Origin of the sequence: Bacteroides sp. 1_1_30, assembly GCF_020982715.1 — a bacterium.
Classification (GTDB): domain Bacteria; phylum Bacteroidota; class Bacteroidia; order Bacteroidales; family Bacteroidaceae; genus Bacteroides; species Bacteroides xylanisolvens.
Map to the genome: position 1 here is coordinate 19,708 of NZ_JAJKHN010000018.1, position 18,248 is coordinate 37,955.

At 42.7% G+C, this 18,248-nt stretch carries 9 protein-coding genes; 6 read left to right on the top strand and 3 right to left on the bottom strand.

What is annotated here, in order from left to right; translation table 11 throughout:
- Positions 1 to 56: 56 nt before the first annotated feature.
- Entirely contained in the window at positions 57 to 2,408 is a 2,352-nt protein-coding gene (locus tag LPH68_RS06925; protein WP_004316746.1) for a glycoside hydrolase family 3 N-terminal domain-containing protein, read from the top strand.
- 285 nt (positions 2,409 to 2,693) lie between these two features.
- Here the strand turns inward: LPH68_RS06925 and LPH68_RS06930 are convergent, their stop codons facing one another.
- On the bottom strand, positions 2,694 to 4,778 hold the full coding sequence (locus LPH68_RS06930) for a BT4734/BF3469 family protein (RefSeq protein WP_008016805.1): 2,085 nt from the start codon (positions 4,776 to 4,778) through the stop codon (positions 2,694 to 2,696).
- A gap of 994 nt (positions 4,779 to 5,772) precedes the next feature.
- On the opposite strand from LPH68_RS06930, the gene LPH68_RS06935 reads away from it, so the two are divergent.
- Complete coding sequence (locus tag LPH68_RS06935) at positions 5,773 to 6,207, top strand: hypothetical protein (protein WP_004305010.1); 435 nt, start codon at positions 5,773 to 5,775, stop codon at positions 6,205 to 6,207.
- 177 nt (positions 6,208 to 6,384) lie between these two features.
- Here the strand turns inward: LPH68_RS06935 and LPH68_RS06940 are convergent, their stop codons facing one another.
- Positions 6,385 to 6,585: a DUF2007-related protein gene (locus LPH68_RS06940; protein WP_008024505.1), complete on the bottom strand. Its 201-nt coding sequence runs from the start codon at positions 6,583 to 6,585 to the stop codon at positions 6,385 to 6,387.
- A 167-nt stretch (positions 6,586 to 6,752) separates the two neighbouring features.
- Positions 6,753 to 8,393, bottom strand: a complete 1,641-nt coding sequence (locus LPH68_RS06945; RefSeq protein ID WP_225473501.1) for a pectate lyase — start codon at positions 8,391 to 8,393, stop codon at positions 6,753 to 6,755.
- Positions 8,394 to 8,675: 282 nt separating this feature from the next.
- Here LPH68_RS06945 and LPH68_RS06950 point away from each other — a divergent pair, with 282 nt between their 5' ends.
- The 4 genes from LPH68_RS06950 to LPH68_RS06965 all read left to right on the top strand — a co-directional run bounded on the left by LPH68_RS06950 (position 8,676) and on the right by LPH68_RS06965 (position 18,246).
- Positions 8,676 to 10,295 carry a pectinesterase family protein gene (locus LPH68_RS06950; protein WP_008024509.1) on the top strand — a complete coding sequence of 540 codons (1,620 nt, stop codon included), beginning with the start codon at positions 8,676 to 8,678 and terminating at the stop codon, positions 10,293 to 10,295.
- Positions 10,296 to 10,316: 21 nt separating this feature from the next.
- The gene (locus tag LPH68_RS06955; RefSeq protein ID WP_032811980.1) at positions 10,317 to 12,797 is read left to right on the top strand and encodes a glycoside hydrolase N-terminal domain-containing protein; all 2,481 of its coding nucleotides are present in this window, start codon (positions 10,317 to 10,319) and stop codon (positions 12,795 to 12,797) included.
- A gap of 111 nt (positions 12,798 to 12,908) precedes the next feature.
- Complete coding sequence (locus LPH68_RS06960; protein ID WP_004305006.1) at positions 12,909 to 16,160, top strand: TonB-dependent receptor; 3,252 nt, start codon at positions 12,909 to 12,911, stop codon at positions 16,158 to 16,160.
- A gap of 10 nt (positions 16,161 to 16,170) precedes the next feature.
- Complete coding sequence (locus tag LPH68_RS06965) at positions 16,171 to 18,246, top strand: RagB/SusD family nutrient uptake outer membrane protein (RefSeq protein WP_004305005.1); 2,076 nt, start codon at positions 16,171 to 16,173, stop codon at positions 18,244 to 18,246.
- Positions 18,247 to 18,248: the final 2 nt, after the last annotated feature.

Below are 18,248 nucleotides of genomic sequence, written 5' to 3' on the forward strand. Positions count from 1 at the left end.
ACGGGGAGATGGCAGACTTCTCTTTTTAATATCTTATTCGTTTATAAAAAATAGTTATGCTAAATAGAATCTGTAAATCACTACTGTTTACGGCTATGATGACAGGAGTTGCTTATTCCTTTGCACAGCAACTTCCGGCAGTAACCTATAAAAATCCGACTTTGCCGGTAGAAACAAGAGTAGCCGACTTACTATCCCGTATGACGTTAGAAGAAAAAGTCGGCCAGCTCCTTTGTCCTTTAGGGTGGGAGATGTATGAAATCAAAAGAAACGATGTTTTTCCTTCTGATAAATTCAAGCAACTCATAAAAGACAGAAAGGCCGGTATGCTTTGGGCAACCTATCGTGCCGACCCGTGGACAAAGAAAACATTGTCAACCGGATTGAATCCCGCTTTGGCTACAAAGGCCGGAAATGCCTTGCAAAGGTATGTAATAGAGAATACCCGTTTGGGAATTCCCTTATTCCTTGCCGAAGAAGCACCGCACGGTCACATGGCAATTGGTGCAACCGTTTTTCCAACCGGAATCGGAATGGCTGCTACCTGGTCGCCCCAACTTATCCGTGAAGTAGGAAAAGCAATCGGCAAAGAGATACGTTTGCAGGGTGGACATATCAGCTATGGACCTGTGCTCGATTTGGCTCGTGACCCGCGTTGGTCTCGTGTAGAAGAAACCTTTGGTGAAGATCCGGTATTGACGGGTGAAATAGGAAAAGCGATGGTGGAAGGATTAGGAGGCGGTGATTTGTCACATCCATACAGTACATTAGCTACTCTCAAACACTTTCTTGCTTACGGTATCTCGGAAAGCGGACAGAACGGAAACCCCTCTTTTGCCGGTATACGTGAGCTGCACGAGAACTTCCTGCCCCCGTTTAGGCAAGCTATCGATGCCGGAGCATTATCAGTAATGACTTCTTATAATTCGATGGACGGTGTTCCCTGCACAGCCAATCACTCTCTGTTGACCGAACTTCTTCGGAATGAATGGAAATTCAGAGGAATCGTCGTTTCTGATTTATACAGCATAGAAGGTATTCATCAAAGCCATTTTGTTGCGCCCACTATGGAAGAAGCAGCTATTCTTGCATTGTCAGCCGGAGTAGATGTAGACTTGGGAGGCGATGCATATATGAATCTGATGAATGCTGTAAACACAGGTCGTATCAGTAAAACAGCACTTGACGCTTCTGTCGCCCGTGTTCTACGATTAAAATTTGAGATGGGGCTGTTTGAAAATCCTTATGTAGATCCTGAAAAAGCAAAGAAAGAAGTGCGCAGTGAAGAATCTGTAACTTTGGCACGCCGGGTAGCACAAGCTTCAATCACGTTGTTGAAGAATGAGCACTCTTTGCTTCCGTTGAACAAAAATAGGAAAGTTGCATTAATCGGACCTAATGCAGATAATCGCTATAATATGTTGGGGGATTATACCGCTCCGCAGGAAGAAGAAAATATAAAGACTGTCTTGGATGGAATCAGGGCCAAACTTTCTTCGTCGCAAGTGGAATACGTGAAAGGCTGCTCCATTCGTGATACTGTGACAACTGATATTGAACAGGCCGTTGCAGCCGCTCAGCGTTCCGAAGTCATTATTGCCGTGGTGGGAGGTTCCAGTGCCCGTGATTTCAAGACCAGTTATAAAGAAACGGGTGCGGCCATTGCCGACGAAAAGACGATCAGCGATATGGAATGTGGCGAAGGGTTCGACCGCGCAACACTCTCTTTATTAGGAAAGCAACAGGAACTGCTCAAAGCCTTGAAAGCTACAGGAAAGCCATTGATAGTCGTTTATATTGAAGGCCGTCCCTTGGATAAAAACTGGGCATCAGAAAATGCAGATGCAGTATTAACCGCTTACTACCCGGGACAAGAAGGAGGGATTGCTATTGCCGATGTTTTATTTGGTGATTTTAATCCGGCAGGACGATTGCCATTTTCTGTGCCCCGTTCCGTCGGACAGATTCCACTCTATTATAATAAGAAAGCTCCTCAAAGCCATGATTATGTAGAAATGTCTGCTTCTCCGCTTTATCCTTTCGGATATGGTTTGAGTTATACCTCTTTTGATTACTCGGATTTGCACCTGTCAGCCTTGATGCCACGTTCTTTCGAAATTTCATTCAAAGTCCGGAACACAGGAAAGTACGACGGTGAAGAAGTAGCTCAACTTTATTTGAGAGATGAATACGCTTCAGTAGTGCAACCGTTGAAGCAATTGAAACATTTCGCACGTTTCTATTTGAAGCGTGGTGAAGAACGGGAAGTGAAGTTTATTTTATCCGAAGAGGATTTCTCGCTTGTCGATCGGAATTTAAAGAAGATTGTGGAGCCGGGAACTTTTCAGATAATGATTGGTGCTGCTTCCAATGACATAAGATTACAGACGAAAGTGGAGATAAAATAGGAGATACTTCGCAAGGAGGAGTAGATAAGGATACAACTATCCGGAAAAACCAGATAGTTCAAAAAGAAGGTAATCGGATGATATTAAATAAGATTACCTCTATTCATCTATGAAACAAAACTCTCAAATTTAGATCTCATAATGATTGGTACCTGTTTTATTGTCATACTGTCAGGATTATGTGCAAGTAGATGAATATCAACGTTCTATCACCTGACAATAACCATTGATAATAGGCTGACAATAAAATATCCCGACTTTTATTGTCAGCCTTACTTTTATCTCTTATGATAGCTTTATTACCTGATAAACAGTACCTTTATAAGTATGCTTCGAAGGAATACCGCATTTTTGCAGCAATCTCCCGAAGTGATATACTTTGTTATCAGACAATGACATACCGCTTTTCTTCTTCAGATAATTCAATATTTCAACCGGAGTAAGAAATTCCCCTTCCTCTTTCGTTTGTGCAGTCTTGAAATACTGGTAAAACAATTGCAACATAGCCGGTGTCTGCTCAAACTCACGGTTGTTTTCAGTCATAATCTGCTCATCCTCACTGTCAAACCAGTAGCGTTCGCCATGATGAATCTCGTGCATGGCTTGTGCATAAAGCTGTTCATAATCTATCGGCTGTGTAGTGTCGATGTTTCCCGTCACTTCAATACAAATGAAACGGCGGCTTCCCGAAGGATCAGTCAACAAATCCTTCTGATTGCTTGTGCCGATAAATGAAGCATACCGTTGCAATTCAAGTACCGAGCGACCGTGCGGTTTCCGTAGATTGACCACAGGCTTTTGAAGAATATGTTTCAGAAATCCTTGTTGTGGCAGCGTTATCTGGTCAAACTCATCGATATTGATGAGCGCAAACCGATTCAGATACAGTTCTGCATCCCGTTTATGGCTGAAATCAATGCTGTCTGTATAGTAAGCGCGAAGCGCAGGCGGAATCATTTCACGGCAGAAAGTTGATTTATGAGTTCCCTGTCGGCCCACTAATATGGGCGACGTATTGTTCGCGTGCATTTTATCTACTCCTCTCCAATGTGAAACCATATTCAGGAACCAACGGTGGAAAAGCAATTCCCAATGCGGATTTTTGCAAGGCACCCTGTTTGCCAAAGCATGAATACGGTCTTTGCCGTCCCAATGAGGCAGATGAAACAGGAACTCTTCCAACGGATTGTAGATTGGCACACGGTTGGAATGTAAGTATCGGTCTATGTCCCTGTCCCATACGCCAATACCTTCGGATTGGGCATCAAGCATGATGCTGTTTTGTGCCCGTTTGTCAATAGGATGAAAATAAAACTGAAACGAGAAACGCTCCCGGTATTCCACTTCCCCGATCTGCGTATTATAACGGAACTCATAACGGCGATTCATAAATTCGTCCATCTGCAGGCTAAGGCGTTGCTCTTTAGTCAGGCAGCTGCCTTTGGGCACTCCCTTACATTCCTTATATACGTTTCTTATCATTTCGCGTATCAGCATCGGATTTTTTCTTTTGTAATAACGCATGATGGTTCGTCGGGTTACCTCCTCTTCCGGGATGCCGGAGTAGTAACAATTTTCGGCAAGCGGGACTACTAACGTTTGCAAATCATGATCGTTCCGGTGCCAGTCTGTTTCCATTTCTTCGAATGTCTTCCGCAATGCCGCTTCATAAAGCAATGCTACTGTATCTTCCGTGTCATACCCCGGCAGTGCTCGATTCAGTGGAGATGCTTCAGTGCTCGATTTCTCATGATAAGTCATCTCGCCGGGCATACCGATGGGTTGTGAAAGATAGAAGGGGACAGGGGTGGGACGATAAATCAAGTCCGGATCATAACTAAGACGTGAGAATTGTTCCAGTTTCGGCTCTTTTAATAGAATGTTGAAGGGAAGTTGAGGCTGATAACATTTAATGGCGAGCCGGTAAGCATGTGCCTGAAACACTTCGGCTTCTTCCGTTGTTTGCGGTAAAGTGCCGTCCGGACGGGTGAAGCAAGTCCATATCTTGACGCTTTTACCACTTGCTCCCATAAAAGCCAGCATTGTTTGGGGAAGTTCGGCTGCCTTTTGCTTCACGATTTCCACTTCTGTCTTTCCGGCTAGCGGGCCGATGGTCAGTTCTACAATGCCATTGTAGGTTTTCATTCGTTTCACTCCGTTCACTCGCCCGAAGGCTGCTGCGGGAATCACTCGTGGTAGTTTGTTGGCGAGGGAACAAGGCTCGTCGGGTAGAACAAAATGCAGGGCCTGACGTAATCCGGTTACCGGGCGGAGCTTGGTTTCTTTTTTCATTTTTTCTATCAGCAGGTCGATGTCTGTCACGCTTAGTGCCTCCGTATCTCCGTTTTCCCTGATTTGTGTAATCTTCATTTTTCTTCTCTTGATATTTAATGAGAGTAAGTGTTTGTTATTGGTTTCAAAGGTACGGATAAGGTACTTGTAAAACAAACTATTTGCGCTTTATCGCGATAAAGAATGTGCTTTCTTGTTATACTCTATTCAAGAAGGCGGACTTGAAACATTAACAAGTAAGTAAAGATATGCTCGCCACTGTGTATTGTTGCATAAAGACACCGTTATTCTTACGTTAACTTACCGGTATTGGTAGTTCGCCACGGCCGTGACGAGATCTTCCCACGGCCGTGGTAGGAATTCGTCACGGCTGTGGAAAGAAGTCACCACGGTCGTGGGAAGGTAAAGATACCGTAGCTTTAGCTGAACAATACTGCTGCTTTAGCCGAACAATACCTGCTTCTTTAGTGAAAGATACCGGATGTGCAGTACTCATTTAACGGGGCGACATTCGCTTCGTAGCGAGTTTATATTTCTTATACGCTCTTTGCTAATATTGAACTTCCTCTCTTTCAATACAAAACTTCCTGTATTTATTTCCGTATTTCCACTTTGTTTCGAAAAAAAAGCATATCTTTGTCATACGCTTTCTGTTCACCAGCGTGGTGAAAACAGGTAAGAAGCGTTATTTATTTTGAAATAGGAATATTATTGCATTATCCCTCGTCCTTGAAATCTAGCAAGTTTCTGTCCGTAGAGGGGTGGTTCAACAGATATTCCACGTGAACGGTCGTATATCAACATATTGATGGAAGATGTGTTATATATAAACGATTAGCGTGGATGTCTGTTGTTATCATTATCTTATGGACGGGTTTGCTAGGCCTCAAGGACAGATAATGATTCAACAGCATTCACGCTTTTATTGTACCCGGTTGGTTTCATGATCCTTATAAATCCCCAACCCCAATCTCCTGTCCGCCCGGAATACAAAAAGCGCGAATGTTTGTTGAATCAACATCAACAGAGCACTATTTATTCCTTGTTGTATAACAAATTAAAAACAAACACTATGTCACAATGGATTAGCATAGAAGCGGCAGCCGAGAAATACCGACTCGAAAAAGAGTATATCTGGCTCTGGGTGGAAATGAAAAAAATCACAGTGTCTTATGAGAACGATACAGTTTCCATAGATGATGATAGTATTCAGCAATTCATAAAACGGACTAAGCTGGGAATTACGTCTGAATATATCGATGAGTTAGAGCAACTTTGCATGGAAAAAAACAAAACCAGCAGATTGTATGCTTCACTCTTGAATATGCGGGATCAGGAATTAATGGCAATTAGAGGACAAAGTTCGCGACTGGACGGTTTATGGAAAATGGTGGAGGAACAATACGAAAGACTGCGCTCCTTCGAGAAGAATTCTATGTCGGACAATGCTATTTGTAGCAACTGCTGGATCAGAAAGATATGCAGGAGATTGAAACGAATTCTATAATTCTGCTGTGAATTTAATCTATTAAATAACAGGCTGACAATAAAAGTACGATCTTTTTATTGTCAGCCTATTGTCATAGCTTATTGTCAGGGTGCAATGAGTTGCTAGTCACTGTATTATCCAGCTAAAACTCCTGCTGACAATAAGAACCCTTCAATTTATATGTAAACCTAAAACCTATGAAACTTTTCTGTTATTAATTACACGCATGGCCGCAGTATAGTATTCGCAAGGAACAGAAATGAGAATACTGTTTAAACCACTGTCTTTCGTTGACACCTGAATATAAGCTTCATTCAACAAACTCTTTACGCTGGCTACTTCCCAAGGACTACCAGCAAAAACATTGACTTGAGAAATCTTTCTACTTGTAATCATAATCTTTATAGTGTGTTTTTGTTTATACTGCAACAAAGATAAGGGAGAAAAGCAACATAGAGGTGCAATATTGTTTCATATATAGTATACAAATGATTCATTGAATCAGGATTTGTATTAATTGACCAGTTTTTTGCGTTAATAAGAGTTGTTTTCCCTCACATCATTCATTTCTTATTTTGCGTATTTGTTATTGTTTCTACAAGGCTATTGATATAAACCTCTATATTATCATAGGCAGTACTTAGATTTCTTCCGTTTGCATCATATTTGTTTGGGTTCAATCCGTTGGCGGTTTCCCATTCGTCAGGCATGCCGTCATTGTCAGAATCAGTAATTTGTGGCAATGATTTTAATGTTGGCCATGCGCTCCAGTCGCTACCAGCTCCGGAAGGCTTTAGGTCTTTCTGACTATCGATAAGTCCGCCCTTAGGATAATTCTGACTTTTCCAATGGATGATACCTTTGTCGCAATGTTCACAAGGACCGTTCGGGCAGGGGGCATCTCCTAATCCGTTGTGTTCGTTCTTTCCGATGAATTGTGCCGTTCCTGTGCGTGTCTCTTCAACGATACGAGTATCTATATCATCTCGTTTGAGACTGCAACCCGCATATTTCAACACCAGTTCGTAAGCTTTTTGTGCCGTGTGGGTAGTTACCGCATCTACTTCTACCGGAGTATCCCGTTTCAGTTCATCGAGAGAGTGACCGGTGTTGTTACGGATACCAGTCCAGTTGTCTTTGTTCACTTTTGCGGCGGCTGTTTCTGTCAGTTGGTTTCCTGCCTCGAAGTAATTCCGGCTGATATGATACTGTCCCAATACCCCTTTGATCGGTGCAAAATCTCCATCAGAAGAGCTGATGTCGATAGCCATCACACGGTTGGCCACTTTGGCATCCGTAGCGGGTCCGGGTTTGTAGTAGTTGTCCACAATGTTAATACCCATTGCTGCGCCGCCATAACATCCGTTACCGCTCCAGTTATAAATAACATTATTACGCATATCAGTACGTTCCTGACCTTGATATTTTACTCCGGAACCGAAACGTGGTGTGCGACTGTCATGGTGGGCCATCAGATTATGATGATAGGAAGCGTTGACTCCTCCCCAAATACCGCCATATCCATGAGGGCCTTTGGTATGTCCCGATAAGCGGAGACTTTCTGAAATAATACACCATTGCATAGTAAAGTTAGTATTATCATAGAATGAAGCACATTCGTCAGTGCTCCAACTGATGGAACAATGGTCAATCATGATATTGTTTTTCTGGCGTCCTCCCAGAGCATCTGCACCGTCGGAAGCCGAAGAGCCCAGCAAATCCGTATCTCCCATACGGAAACGCAGGTATCGTAGAATTACATTATCGGCCGATACATTTACTGGAAAGTGAGCCAGGCAGATACCGTCTCCGGGAGCTGTCTGTCCGGCTATCGTGACATCACCGTTCCGAATGTCCAGTGTCGATTTTAGATAAATGGTGCCGGATATACAGAAGACAATTATACGAGGCTCCTTTTGTTCGATGGCATACCGGAGGGTACCCGGTGCTTTGGAGTCTTCCAGGGATCTGACAATATATACCTTTCCACCTCTTCCTCCTGTAGTGTTCATTCCTCCTCCTTCAGCTCCGGGAAAGGCATATGCTGTTTCTTCCACTGGTGGAGATACGGAGGGAGAATCCGGTGGAGTCTCCTGTTCTTTATTATCTTCATTGACTGAAGATGTGGAACAGGAGGAGAACGCTTCTACTTGTGTGGCAAACAGTAGTGCCACGAAAATGAATTTTACCTTGTTGTTTTTCATATCTTACCTGATTTTTTATAAAGTGTGATGATAGTGATACTGATACAAATGTAAGCGGATAGAATTTGATAGACAACTGGTTGCATAGATAGTGCACCAGATTGCACAAAAAGTCCGCAACTTTTGAATGATATTAAAAAAGTCCACGCAAACAAACAAATAGTGAGAAAGTATTCATGTTGTTCCGTATACTTTTGTAACGTGAAATAGTAACTGCTCAAGGCAGGACGACCAAATAATAATGGAATAAGAATCTATCATTAAGAATATAACAAATAATTTATGAAAGCACATTTATTTTCAAAGATGTCCCAAGGACTATTGTTGTTATCAGCTTTGCTGGCAACAAGTTGCAAGGAAAGTAGCAATAACTTTTTTGTTCCCGACCATGAAGCCCCTTCTTTGGTGTCTGTAACTCCTGCAAATGGTGAAACGGCCGAAGAAAACAATACGATTTTGCTTACTTTTAACGAGTATGTGAAAGCGGGAGAAGGGAAGGCGAATTTTAATGGCGAGGAAGTGGAGTTGACTTTCAAAGGTAAAACAGCGTCTTACGCTTATACTGCTTTGGACTATAATCAGGCCTGTCAGTTCAGCCTCCCCAAAGGTGCAGTCATAGACTTTCAGGGAAATGTATTCGAAGGTGTCAGTATTCAGTTTACAATCAGAGAACGTCCTCAACCGGAAGCACGTATATTTGATGCGGTGGTCAGTCCTGACGGAAAAGGAAACTATACCAGTATACAGAAAGCAATAGATAATGCCCCCTCGAAAAGAACAGAACCCTGGCTCATTTTCGTGGCGAACGGAACGTATGAAGAACAAATTATTATTCCTGAAGACAAACCGTATATTCATCTCATCGGACAGGATGTGGATAAGACAATTGTCAAGTTACGAATTAACAGCTCAACCGAAGCCAGTGCGACTGATCCGGATGTGTGGAAGTACTCTTATAAGAACTTAGGAAAAACGGAAGCCGCTATGGTATCAGTGAAAGCTACGGATTTTTACGCAGAGAATATGTCTTTTGTAAACGGATATGGCAAAGAATTACAGAAAGGTCCTATGGCATTGGCAATGTATACCCAGAATGACCGCAACTCATTCAATAATTGCAAATTCCTCTCGTACCAAGACACCTGGCAGACCGGGCCTAAGTCGGATAACGGCAGACTGTATGCACAGAATTGCTGGATTGAAGGAGCCGTTGATTACTTCTATGGAAACGGGAATTGCTTTCTCGAACATTGCACCTTTTATAATATGAGGGATGGCGCAATTATTGTTGCTCCTTCTCATAAAGTAGGAACACGTTGGGGATATGTGTTGAATAATTGCATTGTGGATGGAAATGAATTGGCTGATACAGAAAGTGTCAAGTTGGGGCGTCCCTGGCACAATTCTCCGATAGCTGTATATCTCAATACGATTTTTAATATAAAGATAGCCCCGGAAGGATGGACGGATATGGGAGCTATTCCTCAAATGTTTGCTGAATATAACAGTAAAGATAAGGAGGGGAATACTGTAGATTTAAGCCAGCGTAAAACGCAATATACCTATCAGGATGAACAAGAGAATCCGGTGACAGGCATTTGTCAGGCTGTCCTTACGGCAGGTGAGGCAGCTCGGTATACGTACGAAAACGTTGTTCGTGAGGGCGATAATTGGGACCCGAAGAAATATATGGAACAAATATCCGCACCGGAAAATCTGAAAAGAGAAAACGGCATATTAAGTTGGGATGCTTCGAAATATGCGATTTGTTATTTGGTAATTGCGAACGATGAAACTGTACAAATAACCAAGGAAACGTCTTGTAATGTTGAGGAAGGAAAGACATATCAGGTGAAGGCCGTTAGTGAGTATGGGTCTTTGAGTGAACCTTTAGAAGAGTGATGACAATTAAAACTTTAAAATATGAAAATGATAAGTAAAGTATTCAGTTGTATGTTGGCTTTTTCTTCTCTGTTGGGGAATGTGGAAGGACAAAACATCTATAGAATATGGTATGACAAACCCGCTTCTTATTGGGAAGAAGCACTCCCGGTTGGTAATGGACGGATTGCAGCAATGGTGTTCGGTGACCCTCAACTGGAACAAATACAGTTGAACGAAGAAACAGTGTCGGCGGGCTCTCCTTACCAGAACTATAATGAAGAAGCAAAAACGGCTTTGCCGGAAATGCGCCGGTTGATTTTTGAAGGAAAGTACGAAGAAGCGCAGAACATGGCGGCAACGAAGATTCTTTCACAAGTGGGGAATGAAATGCCTTACCAGACAGTGGGTCGTCTGAATATCCGTTATCAAGATCACAAAAAAGTAAATAATTACTATCGTGATCTGGATATAAGCAATGCAGTAGCTGTGACTCGCTACGAAGTAGACGGAGTGGAATTTACCGAAGAAACATTTGCATCATTTACCGATCAACTGGTTATCAGGCATATCAAAGCATCCAAACCGGGCACAATCAATTGCGAACTGTTTTTTAATACCCCGATGAGAGATCCGAAACGTAGTATTTATGGAAAGAAAGGTTTGCGGCTGGAAGGTATTACGCATGGCAGCCGTTATTTTTCGGGTAAAGTGCACTATTGTGCCGATTTGGATGTGAAACATAAAGGTGGGAAAGTGATAACTGCCAATGACACGTTGCTTAGCGTTCAAGGAGCCAGTGAACTTACATTGTATATCTCGATGGCGACTAACTTTGTCAACTATAAAGATATATCGGGCGATCCGTATCAACGGAATAAAGCTTATTTGAAAAATGCAGCGAAAGATTATAGTAAAGCGAAAGCCGCTCATATTGCTGCTTATCAGAAACAATTCAATCGTGTAACTTTGGATTTGGGTGAAACTTCCCAAGCCAATAAGTCGATGGATGTACGTATCAAGGAGTTTTCTTCATCCTATGATCCGGCATTGATAGCATTGTATTTCCAGTATGGACGTTACTTATTGATTTCATCTTCACAGCCCGGATGCCAGCCCGCCAACTTGCAGGGCAAATGGAATCATAACCCGGGGCCTCCCTGGAGCTGCAATTATACAACGAATATTAATGCTGAAATGAATTACTGGCCGGCGGAAATCACTAACTTGGCCGAACTTCATAAACCATTCATCCAGATGGTACGTGAATTGAGCGAGAATGGGCGTGAAGCTGCCAGTCGAATGTATGGTTGCCGTGGTTGGGTGTTGCATCATAATACGGATTTGTGGCGTATGACGGGTGCGGTGGACCGTCCTTATTGTGGGACATGGCCTGTGGCTAATGCATGGCTTTGTCAGCATTTATGGGACCGTTATTTGTTTTCCGGTGATAAGAAGTATTTGGAGGAAGTGTATCCGATGATGAAAAGTGCTTCGGAATTCTTTGTCGACTTTCTGGTACGCGACCCGAACACGGGTTATCTGGTTGTCACTCCTTCCAACTCACCCGAGAATTCTCCGCGCTGGATAAAGAAGAAAAGTAATCTTTTTGCAGGAATCACGATGGATAATCAGTTGGTTTTTGATTTATTTTCAAATACATGCGAAGCTGCCAAAGTGCTGAACGCAGATACCGATTTTTGTGATACATTGAAGAATATGCGCCGGCAGTTGCCTCCGATGCAGGTAGGGCAGTACGGACAATTGCAGGAATGGTTTGAAGACTGGGATCATCCTAATGATCGTCACCGGCACATCTCTCATCTTTGGGGACTATATCCCGGTTATCAGATTTCTCCTTATCGTTCTCCGGTACTCTTTGAAGCGGCAAAAAACACATTGATACAACGGGGAGATCCTTCTACCGGTTGGTCAATGGGATGGAAAGTTTGTTTCTGGGCCCGTATGCTTGACGGGGACCATGCTTATCAGTTGATAAAGAATCAGCTGACTTATGTCAGCCCTGAAATACAAAAAGGACAGGGAGGCGGAACGTATCCTAATTTATTCGACGCGCATCCACCTTTCCAAATAGATGGTAACTTCGGTTGCACGGCTGGTATTGCCGAAATGCTGGTGCAAAGTCATGATGGTGCGATTCATCTGTTGCCTTCGTTGCCTTCGGAATGGAAGAGCGGGACAGTGAAAGGGTTGCGTGCCCGGGGAGGTTTTTTGATTGATGAATTGACCTGGAAGGACGGTAAGCTGGTAAAAGCTGTGTTACGTTCGGAAACCGGAGGCAATCTGCGCCTGCGCTCTTACTGGAAATTGGCTGCTGAAGGAGCATTGTTGAAACAGAAGAAGGAAGAGGAAGCGAATCCGAACGCATTATTTAAAGTACAGCAAATCTCACGCCCGATGATTAGTGAAAAAGCGCCTTTAAAAGGAGTGGCATTACGTGATACTTATTTGTATGATGTGGATACACGCGAAGGAGAGGTGATTATTGTTACAGTAAAATAAGACATTCTATATAAAAAGTCCACGCTTTTGCATAAATAATGAGTGGAAAACAGATGTAAAAGTGTGACTTTTGTAACATCAAAAATGAAACAAATTAATCAAGATAATACTATGGATGTACAAAGACATTTATTTTTGAGAAGATGCTTTGCGTATATATGTTGCTTGCTCTTGTGCTTTATAACGGCGACAACAGTATATGCACAGAAGGTATCTGTGAAAGGAACGGTGGTGGATACCAACGGCGATGCTATTATTGGTGCTAGTGTGAAGGTGTTGAAAAAGTCTTCCGTCGGTACAATTACCGACTTGGATGGAAATTTCACTTTGTCTGTTCCCGAAGATGCAACAAAGTTGGAAATTAGTTTTGTAGGAATGAAATCAGTTGTTGCGACTGTGAAACCGGGCAAACATCTGAAAGTTGTGTTGGAAGAAGACAATCAGACTTTGGACGAAGTGGTAGTGGTAGGGTACGGAACCTCACGCCGCGGAGATTTGACCGGTGCGATTTCTTCAGTGAGTGAGAAGGTTTTGAAGGATATTCCGATAACTTCTGCGGCTGCGGCTATTACAGGAAAACTGGCAGGTGTGAATGTAGTGGCTACTGATGGATCGCCCGATGCAACAATCCAGATTACAGTACGTGGTGGTGGTTCTATTACCCAGGACAATTCACCGTTATATATTGTTGACGGTTTTCAGGTGAGTAATATCAATGATATTCCTCCCGGTGATATTCAAAGCATTGATGTTTTGAAAGATGCTTCTTCTACCGCCATCTATGGAGCTAAAGGTGCGAACGGCGTTATTCTTGTTACTACAAAAAGCGGTAAGGCGGGAAAAACAGAAATCTCATTCAATGCTCACTGGGGTGTCAGTAATGTGTATAATCTGACGGGGGTACTTTCACCTTACGAATACTACTGTTATCAGAAAGAACTTGATCCGGGCACCTCTCTGACCAGTAGCATTAATTCGATGTATGGACGTTGGGACGACCGCAATATTTATCGTTCGGTAGAAGGCACGAACTGGCAGGATAAAGTATATGGAAACACCGGATTCAAACAAAGCTATAACGTTGGTATAACAGGAGGAACGGATGCCACATTGCGTTATAATTTGAGTTATACGCGGGATGATGAGAAGTACATTATGCTCAACTCCAATTATGTGAGGGATAACTTGAGTGTGAAGATGGATAAAAAGTTAAGTAATAAATTGAAGTTTGAGTTTTCCAGCCGTTTGACTAGAATGGTGATTGACGGTGCGGGTACCAATGGAGGTAAATTGAGAGATGCCGTTCTTTTCTCGCCAATCAACAGCCTTGCAAGTATAGATGCGGGAGATGCTTTGGGGGGTGAAATTGATTACTCGGATGATGCATTGTTATCATCATTGAATGATCCTGTATATAATACGGTGAATGAGTATAAGAAGCAAAACCAGTTTTCTATGACTTATAATGCCGGCTTTAACTGGGAAATTGTTAAAGGATTGACTTATCAGCTGAAAGGTAGTTACGCCTACACTTATAATTATACCGATAATGTCTGGTTAAAGAAAACCGGAGAGTCGAGCTCCAATGCCGGTCAGCCCGTAGCCAAACGTACGGATGAGAAAGGTGCACGATGGAACTTGCAGAACATATTGAGTTACCGGTTCTCTCTGAAAAAGAATCACCGTCTTGATCTGATGGCCGGACATGAAATGGTGAGTAATTACAGAAATCAGATGATTGCCTCATCCAAATATTATCCTATGGATTTTACGGCGAGCGAAGTGTTGGCTATGTGGAACTATGGAGAATCCCAACCAACGTATACCACTCTTGGTGAACCTTCTCGTACGGCATCTTACTTCGGTCGTTTAAACTATGCTTTCAAAGACCGGTACATGTTCACTTTTACAGCCCGTGCCGACGGAACGAATGTGTTCGCTCCTGAAAACCGTTGGGGATTTTTCCCGGGTATGGCATTGGCATGGCGCATTTCCCAGGAAAAATTTATGAAGCAGACGGAAGACTGGCTGGATAATCTGAAACTTCGTGTGAGTTACGGGTCAGTTGGTAATGCGCGTGTCAATTCATACTGGAGACAGGATTATAAAATGGAATCTTCTGCCAATAGGCAATATTATCTGAATGAAACAGTACAGAGTGCCCTGAAATTGCAGAACACCTTGCGGAACGAGAATCTGACTTGGGAGACGAAGTTATCCTCTAATGTGGGAATAGATGCCAGCCTCTTTAATAGCCGTTTGAATGTGACGGTTGACTTCTATAATGATATAACGAAAGATTTAATCTTACGCATGGATCTTCCTTCAAATTCGGGATATGAATATCAGTATCAGAATGTAGGCCGCAGTACGAACAGGGGAGTTGAACTTACGCTTAGCGGAACGATTATCAATAGTAAAGATTTCTATCTGGGCGCTAACTTCAATATATCATTCAATAAAAATATAGTGAATAAACTGGATGGAACGGCAACCGTATTGAGTGCGCAATCCAACTGGCGACCGGATATCGGCTCTGATGATTTTCGTGCTATTGTAGGTCAGGCGGTAGGACAGATTTATGGTTTCGAAGTAGAGGGCTTTTATTCTGTAGACGACTTTACGTTTGATGAGAATACGAAAAAATGGATACTGAATGAAGGGGTAGTAGACGACAGGGCTTTGTTCTCTAATGACCTGCCTAACTTTGGTCCTGGCTTTATCAAACTGAAGGATCAGAATAATGACGGTGTGATCGATGCGGATAATGACCGTAAAGTGATCGGTAGTGTACAGCCAAAGCATATTGGCGGATTCGGGCTGAATGCTGCATGGAGAGGGTTTGACTTGGCGGCAATGTTCAACTGGTCATATGGCAATAAAGTATATAATGCCAATAAGATTATGGCATCCACTCATACGAATCGTAAATATAATAATATCAGAGATTTTATGAGTTTGGAAAACCGTTGGTCGATTATTGATCCGGAAACGGGTGCCAATGTAATGTATGGTAATGACGCCAATCCGGAACGCTTTGTTGAAATCAATTCCAAAGCCTCTATCTGGATGCCTATGATGGGACGTACGCTTGTGACGGACTGGGCGATTGAAGACGGCTCTTTTTTGCGTTGTAGTAACCTGACGTTAGGGTATACGCTTCCGGTTACTGTGACTCGTAAGCTAGGAGTCAAGAACCTGCGCGTGTATGCTACGGCCAATAACCTGTTTTGCTGGACAGCTTATTCCGGACAGGATCCTGAAGTGAGCACACAACGTTCTACCCCTTTGACTCCGGGTGTGGATTATTCTGCATATCCGAAAGCACATTCTTATGTATTCGGTCTTAATGTTACTTTTTAATACTTGAAAAATGAAAATACAGAAACTATTTTTAGCGGTTTTATCCTCCTCTGTGTTATGCACTTCGTGTATGGATAATTTTTTGGATACCGAAAGTCCTTCTATTCCAAGTGATGAGAATCTGTTTAAATCGACAGCTCTGACGGAAGCAGCCCTGATGGGTGTATATGCGACAATGACGGACACCTATATATATGGTCAGAAACTGTGTGTCAACTGGCAGGGAGCTTCTGACGTGGAGGTTGGCTCGGGTGCGTTTTCTACGGAAAACTATAATTCGACACTTCGTGATGAAGGTGCTGGCAATTTTTATGACGATAATTATAACCGGAATACCAGATGGGACAAACTTTATTATCTGGCAGAATCCGCCACTACTATCGTAGATGGTATACGTCGGTCACCGTTGATGCAATCTACTTCGGACAAGGCTGCCATGCGTAGATATTTAGGAGAGGCATTAGCACTAAAAGCGTTAGGCTATTTTGAATTGATCCGTTATTGGGGAGATGTGCCATATAAAGAGCATGCGTCTGAAAGCGGATTGGGAAATGTCTATATAGGAAAAGTGGATCGTGATATTGTTTATAATTATATCATAGAGGATTTGAAAGAGGCAATTGAATATCTGCCTTGGATGGGAGAAGAATCATATACGGTAGAACGCATGAATAAAGGTTTTGCCAAAGGACTGCTGGCAAAGGTAGCGCTATTTGCTGGAGGATGGTCTGTACGGGATGGAAATCAGTTTCCGGACTTGGATGTGGAACATCATCCGACCATTCCGGAAATGAACGGATATTTCGTCGGTCGCCCTAAGAATTGGAAAGATTATTATGAGCTGGCTGCCAAACAGTGTGCGGAGATTTTGGGAGCGACTGATAATCCTCATGAGCTTGATCCCAGTTATGAGAATATTTGGTCTACTGTCAATCATCTGGAATACAACAAGTATAATGAAAACCTGTTTGAAGTCGCTTTTGGTGAAGGACAGAATGGAGATGTGGGGGCCACGATGGGATACAACCTGAACAGAGGGGTTTTTAATACCACCCAAGGTATGGGAGGGGCAGGATATGCGGCTACTACTGCTTACTATTTTTATTCATTTGATCCGGCAGACACCCGTCGGGATGTTACTTGTGTTTTCCAGGAATATATCAATGAGAATGGAAAAAATAAGGAAGTTATTCGCTGTAATCCATTAGGAGTGGCTTGTGGTAAATGGCGTTGGTATTGGATGACTGATAATTATATGAAAGTCCGTTTCCCGAAAGCTAATTCACGTATTGCTACTGGTATCAACTGGATTTTGATGCGGTATTCAGATATTTACCTGATGTTTGCGGAGGCTCAAAATGTATTGACAGGGCCGGATGCAGTTAGTCCGATTGCCGGTATGTCTCCCCGACAGGCTTTGGAAAAGGTTCGTGAAAGAGCATTTGGTACTGGTGCTCCCGAAATCACGCAGTATGACGCGGATTTCTTCACGGCTATTGTCAATGAACGGGCATGGGAGTTTGGTTGTGAATCTATTCGTCGTCAGGATTTGACACGTTGGGGATTGTTGGCGGAGAAAATAGAAGAGATGAAAATAGGTCTTTGTATGTTGTATGACTACAAGCCGGTGACTATTTTCGGGAAGACTTATCAAGTGGATGAAATACCGAGAAAAATCTATTATAAATATGAAGACTCTGATAATCCGGAATACATTGATATGTCGTCTGTTAACTTCAATGAGGATATGGGAACCGGTACTGCTTCTACATCAAAAGGACAGTATGAGTGCAACTGGATCAGTATGCAGGTGACATTGAATAAGGATGGTGATATAAATGCAACCCTGAATACTAATTATGTGAAAACAATGGCTAGAATATTGGTTTGCGGTACAGGGCTGAATGCGTCTTACGACTATTCGAATTTGTTTGGCAGGCTGAACTGGGGCGGTGAAGCCGAAGCGGAGTTCCGTAAATATTCTGTTGGTAATGGAGTGTGTAATTATCGCCATGTATTCGCTATTTATTATGAGGATGTCAATAAGACGCAAGGGTATGTTTCTAATTCGTATGGTTATAAATAATT

Excerpts from the sequence above, each read along its gene's own strand:
- LPH68_RS06935 (WP_004305010.1), top strand. The coding sequence starts at position 5,773 with ATGTCACAATGGATTAGCATAGAAGCGGCAGCCGAGAAATACCGACTC.
- LPH68_RS06950 (WP_008024509.1), top strand. The coding sequence starts at position 8,676 with ATGAAAGCACATTTATTTTCAAAGATGTCCCAAGGACTATTGTTGTTA.
- LPH68_RS06930 (WP_008016805.1), bottom strand. The coding sequence starts at position 4,778 with ATGAAGATTACACAAATCAGGGAAAACGGAGATACGGAGGCACTAAGC.
- LPH68_RS06945 (WP_225473501.1), bottom strand. The coding sequence starts at position 8,393 with ATGAAAAACAACAAGGTAAAATTCATTTTCGTGGCACTACTGTTTGCC.
- LPH68_RS06965 (WP_004305005.1), top strand. The coding sequence starts at position 16,171 with ATGAAAATACAGAAACTATTTTTAGCGGTTTTATCCTCCTCTGTGTTA.
- LPH68_RS06925 (WP_004316746.1), top strand. The coding sequence starts at position 57 with ATGCTAAATAGAATCTGTAAATCACTACTGTTTACGGCTATGATGACA.
- LPH68_RS06940 (WP_008024505.1), bottom strand. The coding sequence starts at position 6,585 with ATGATTACAAGTAGAAAGATTTCTCAAGTCAATGTTTTTGCTGGTAGT.
- LPH68_RS06955 (WP_032811980.1), top strand. The coding sequence starts at position 10,317 with ATGAAAATGATAAGTAAAGTATTCAGTTGTATGTTGGCTTTTTCTTCT.
- LPH68_RS06960 (WP_004305006.1), top strand. The coding sequence starts at position 12,909 with ATGGATGTACAAAGACATTTATTTTTGAGAAGATGCTTTGCGTATATA.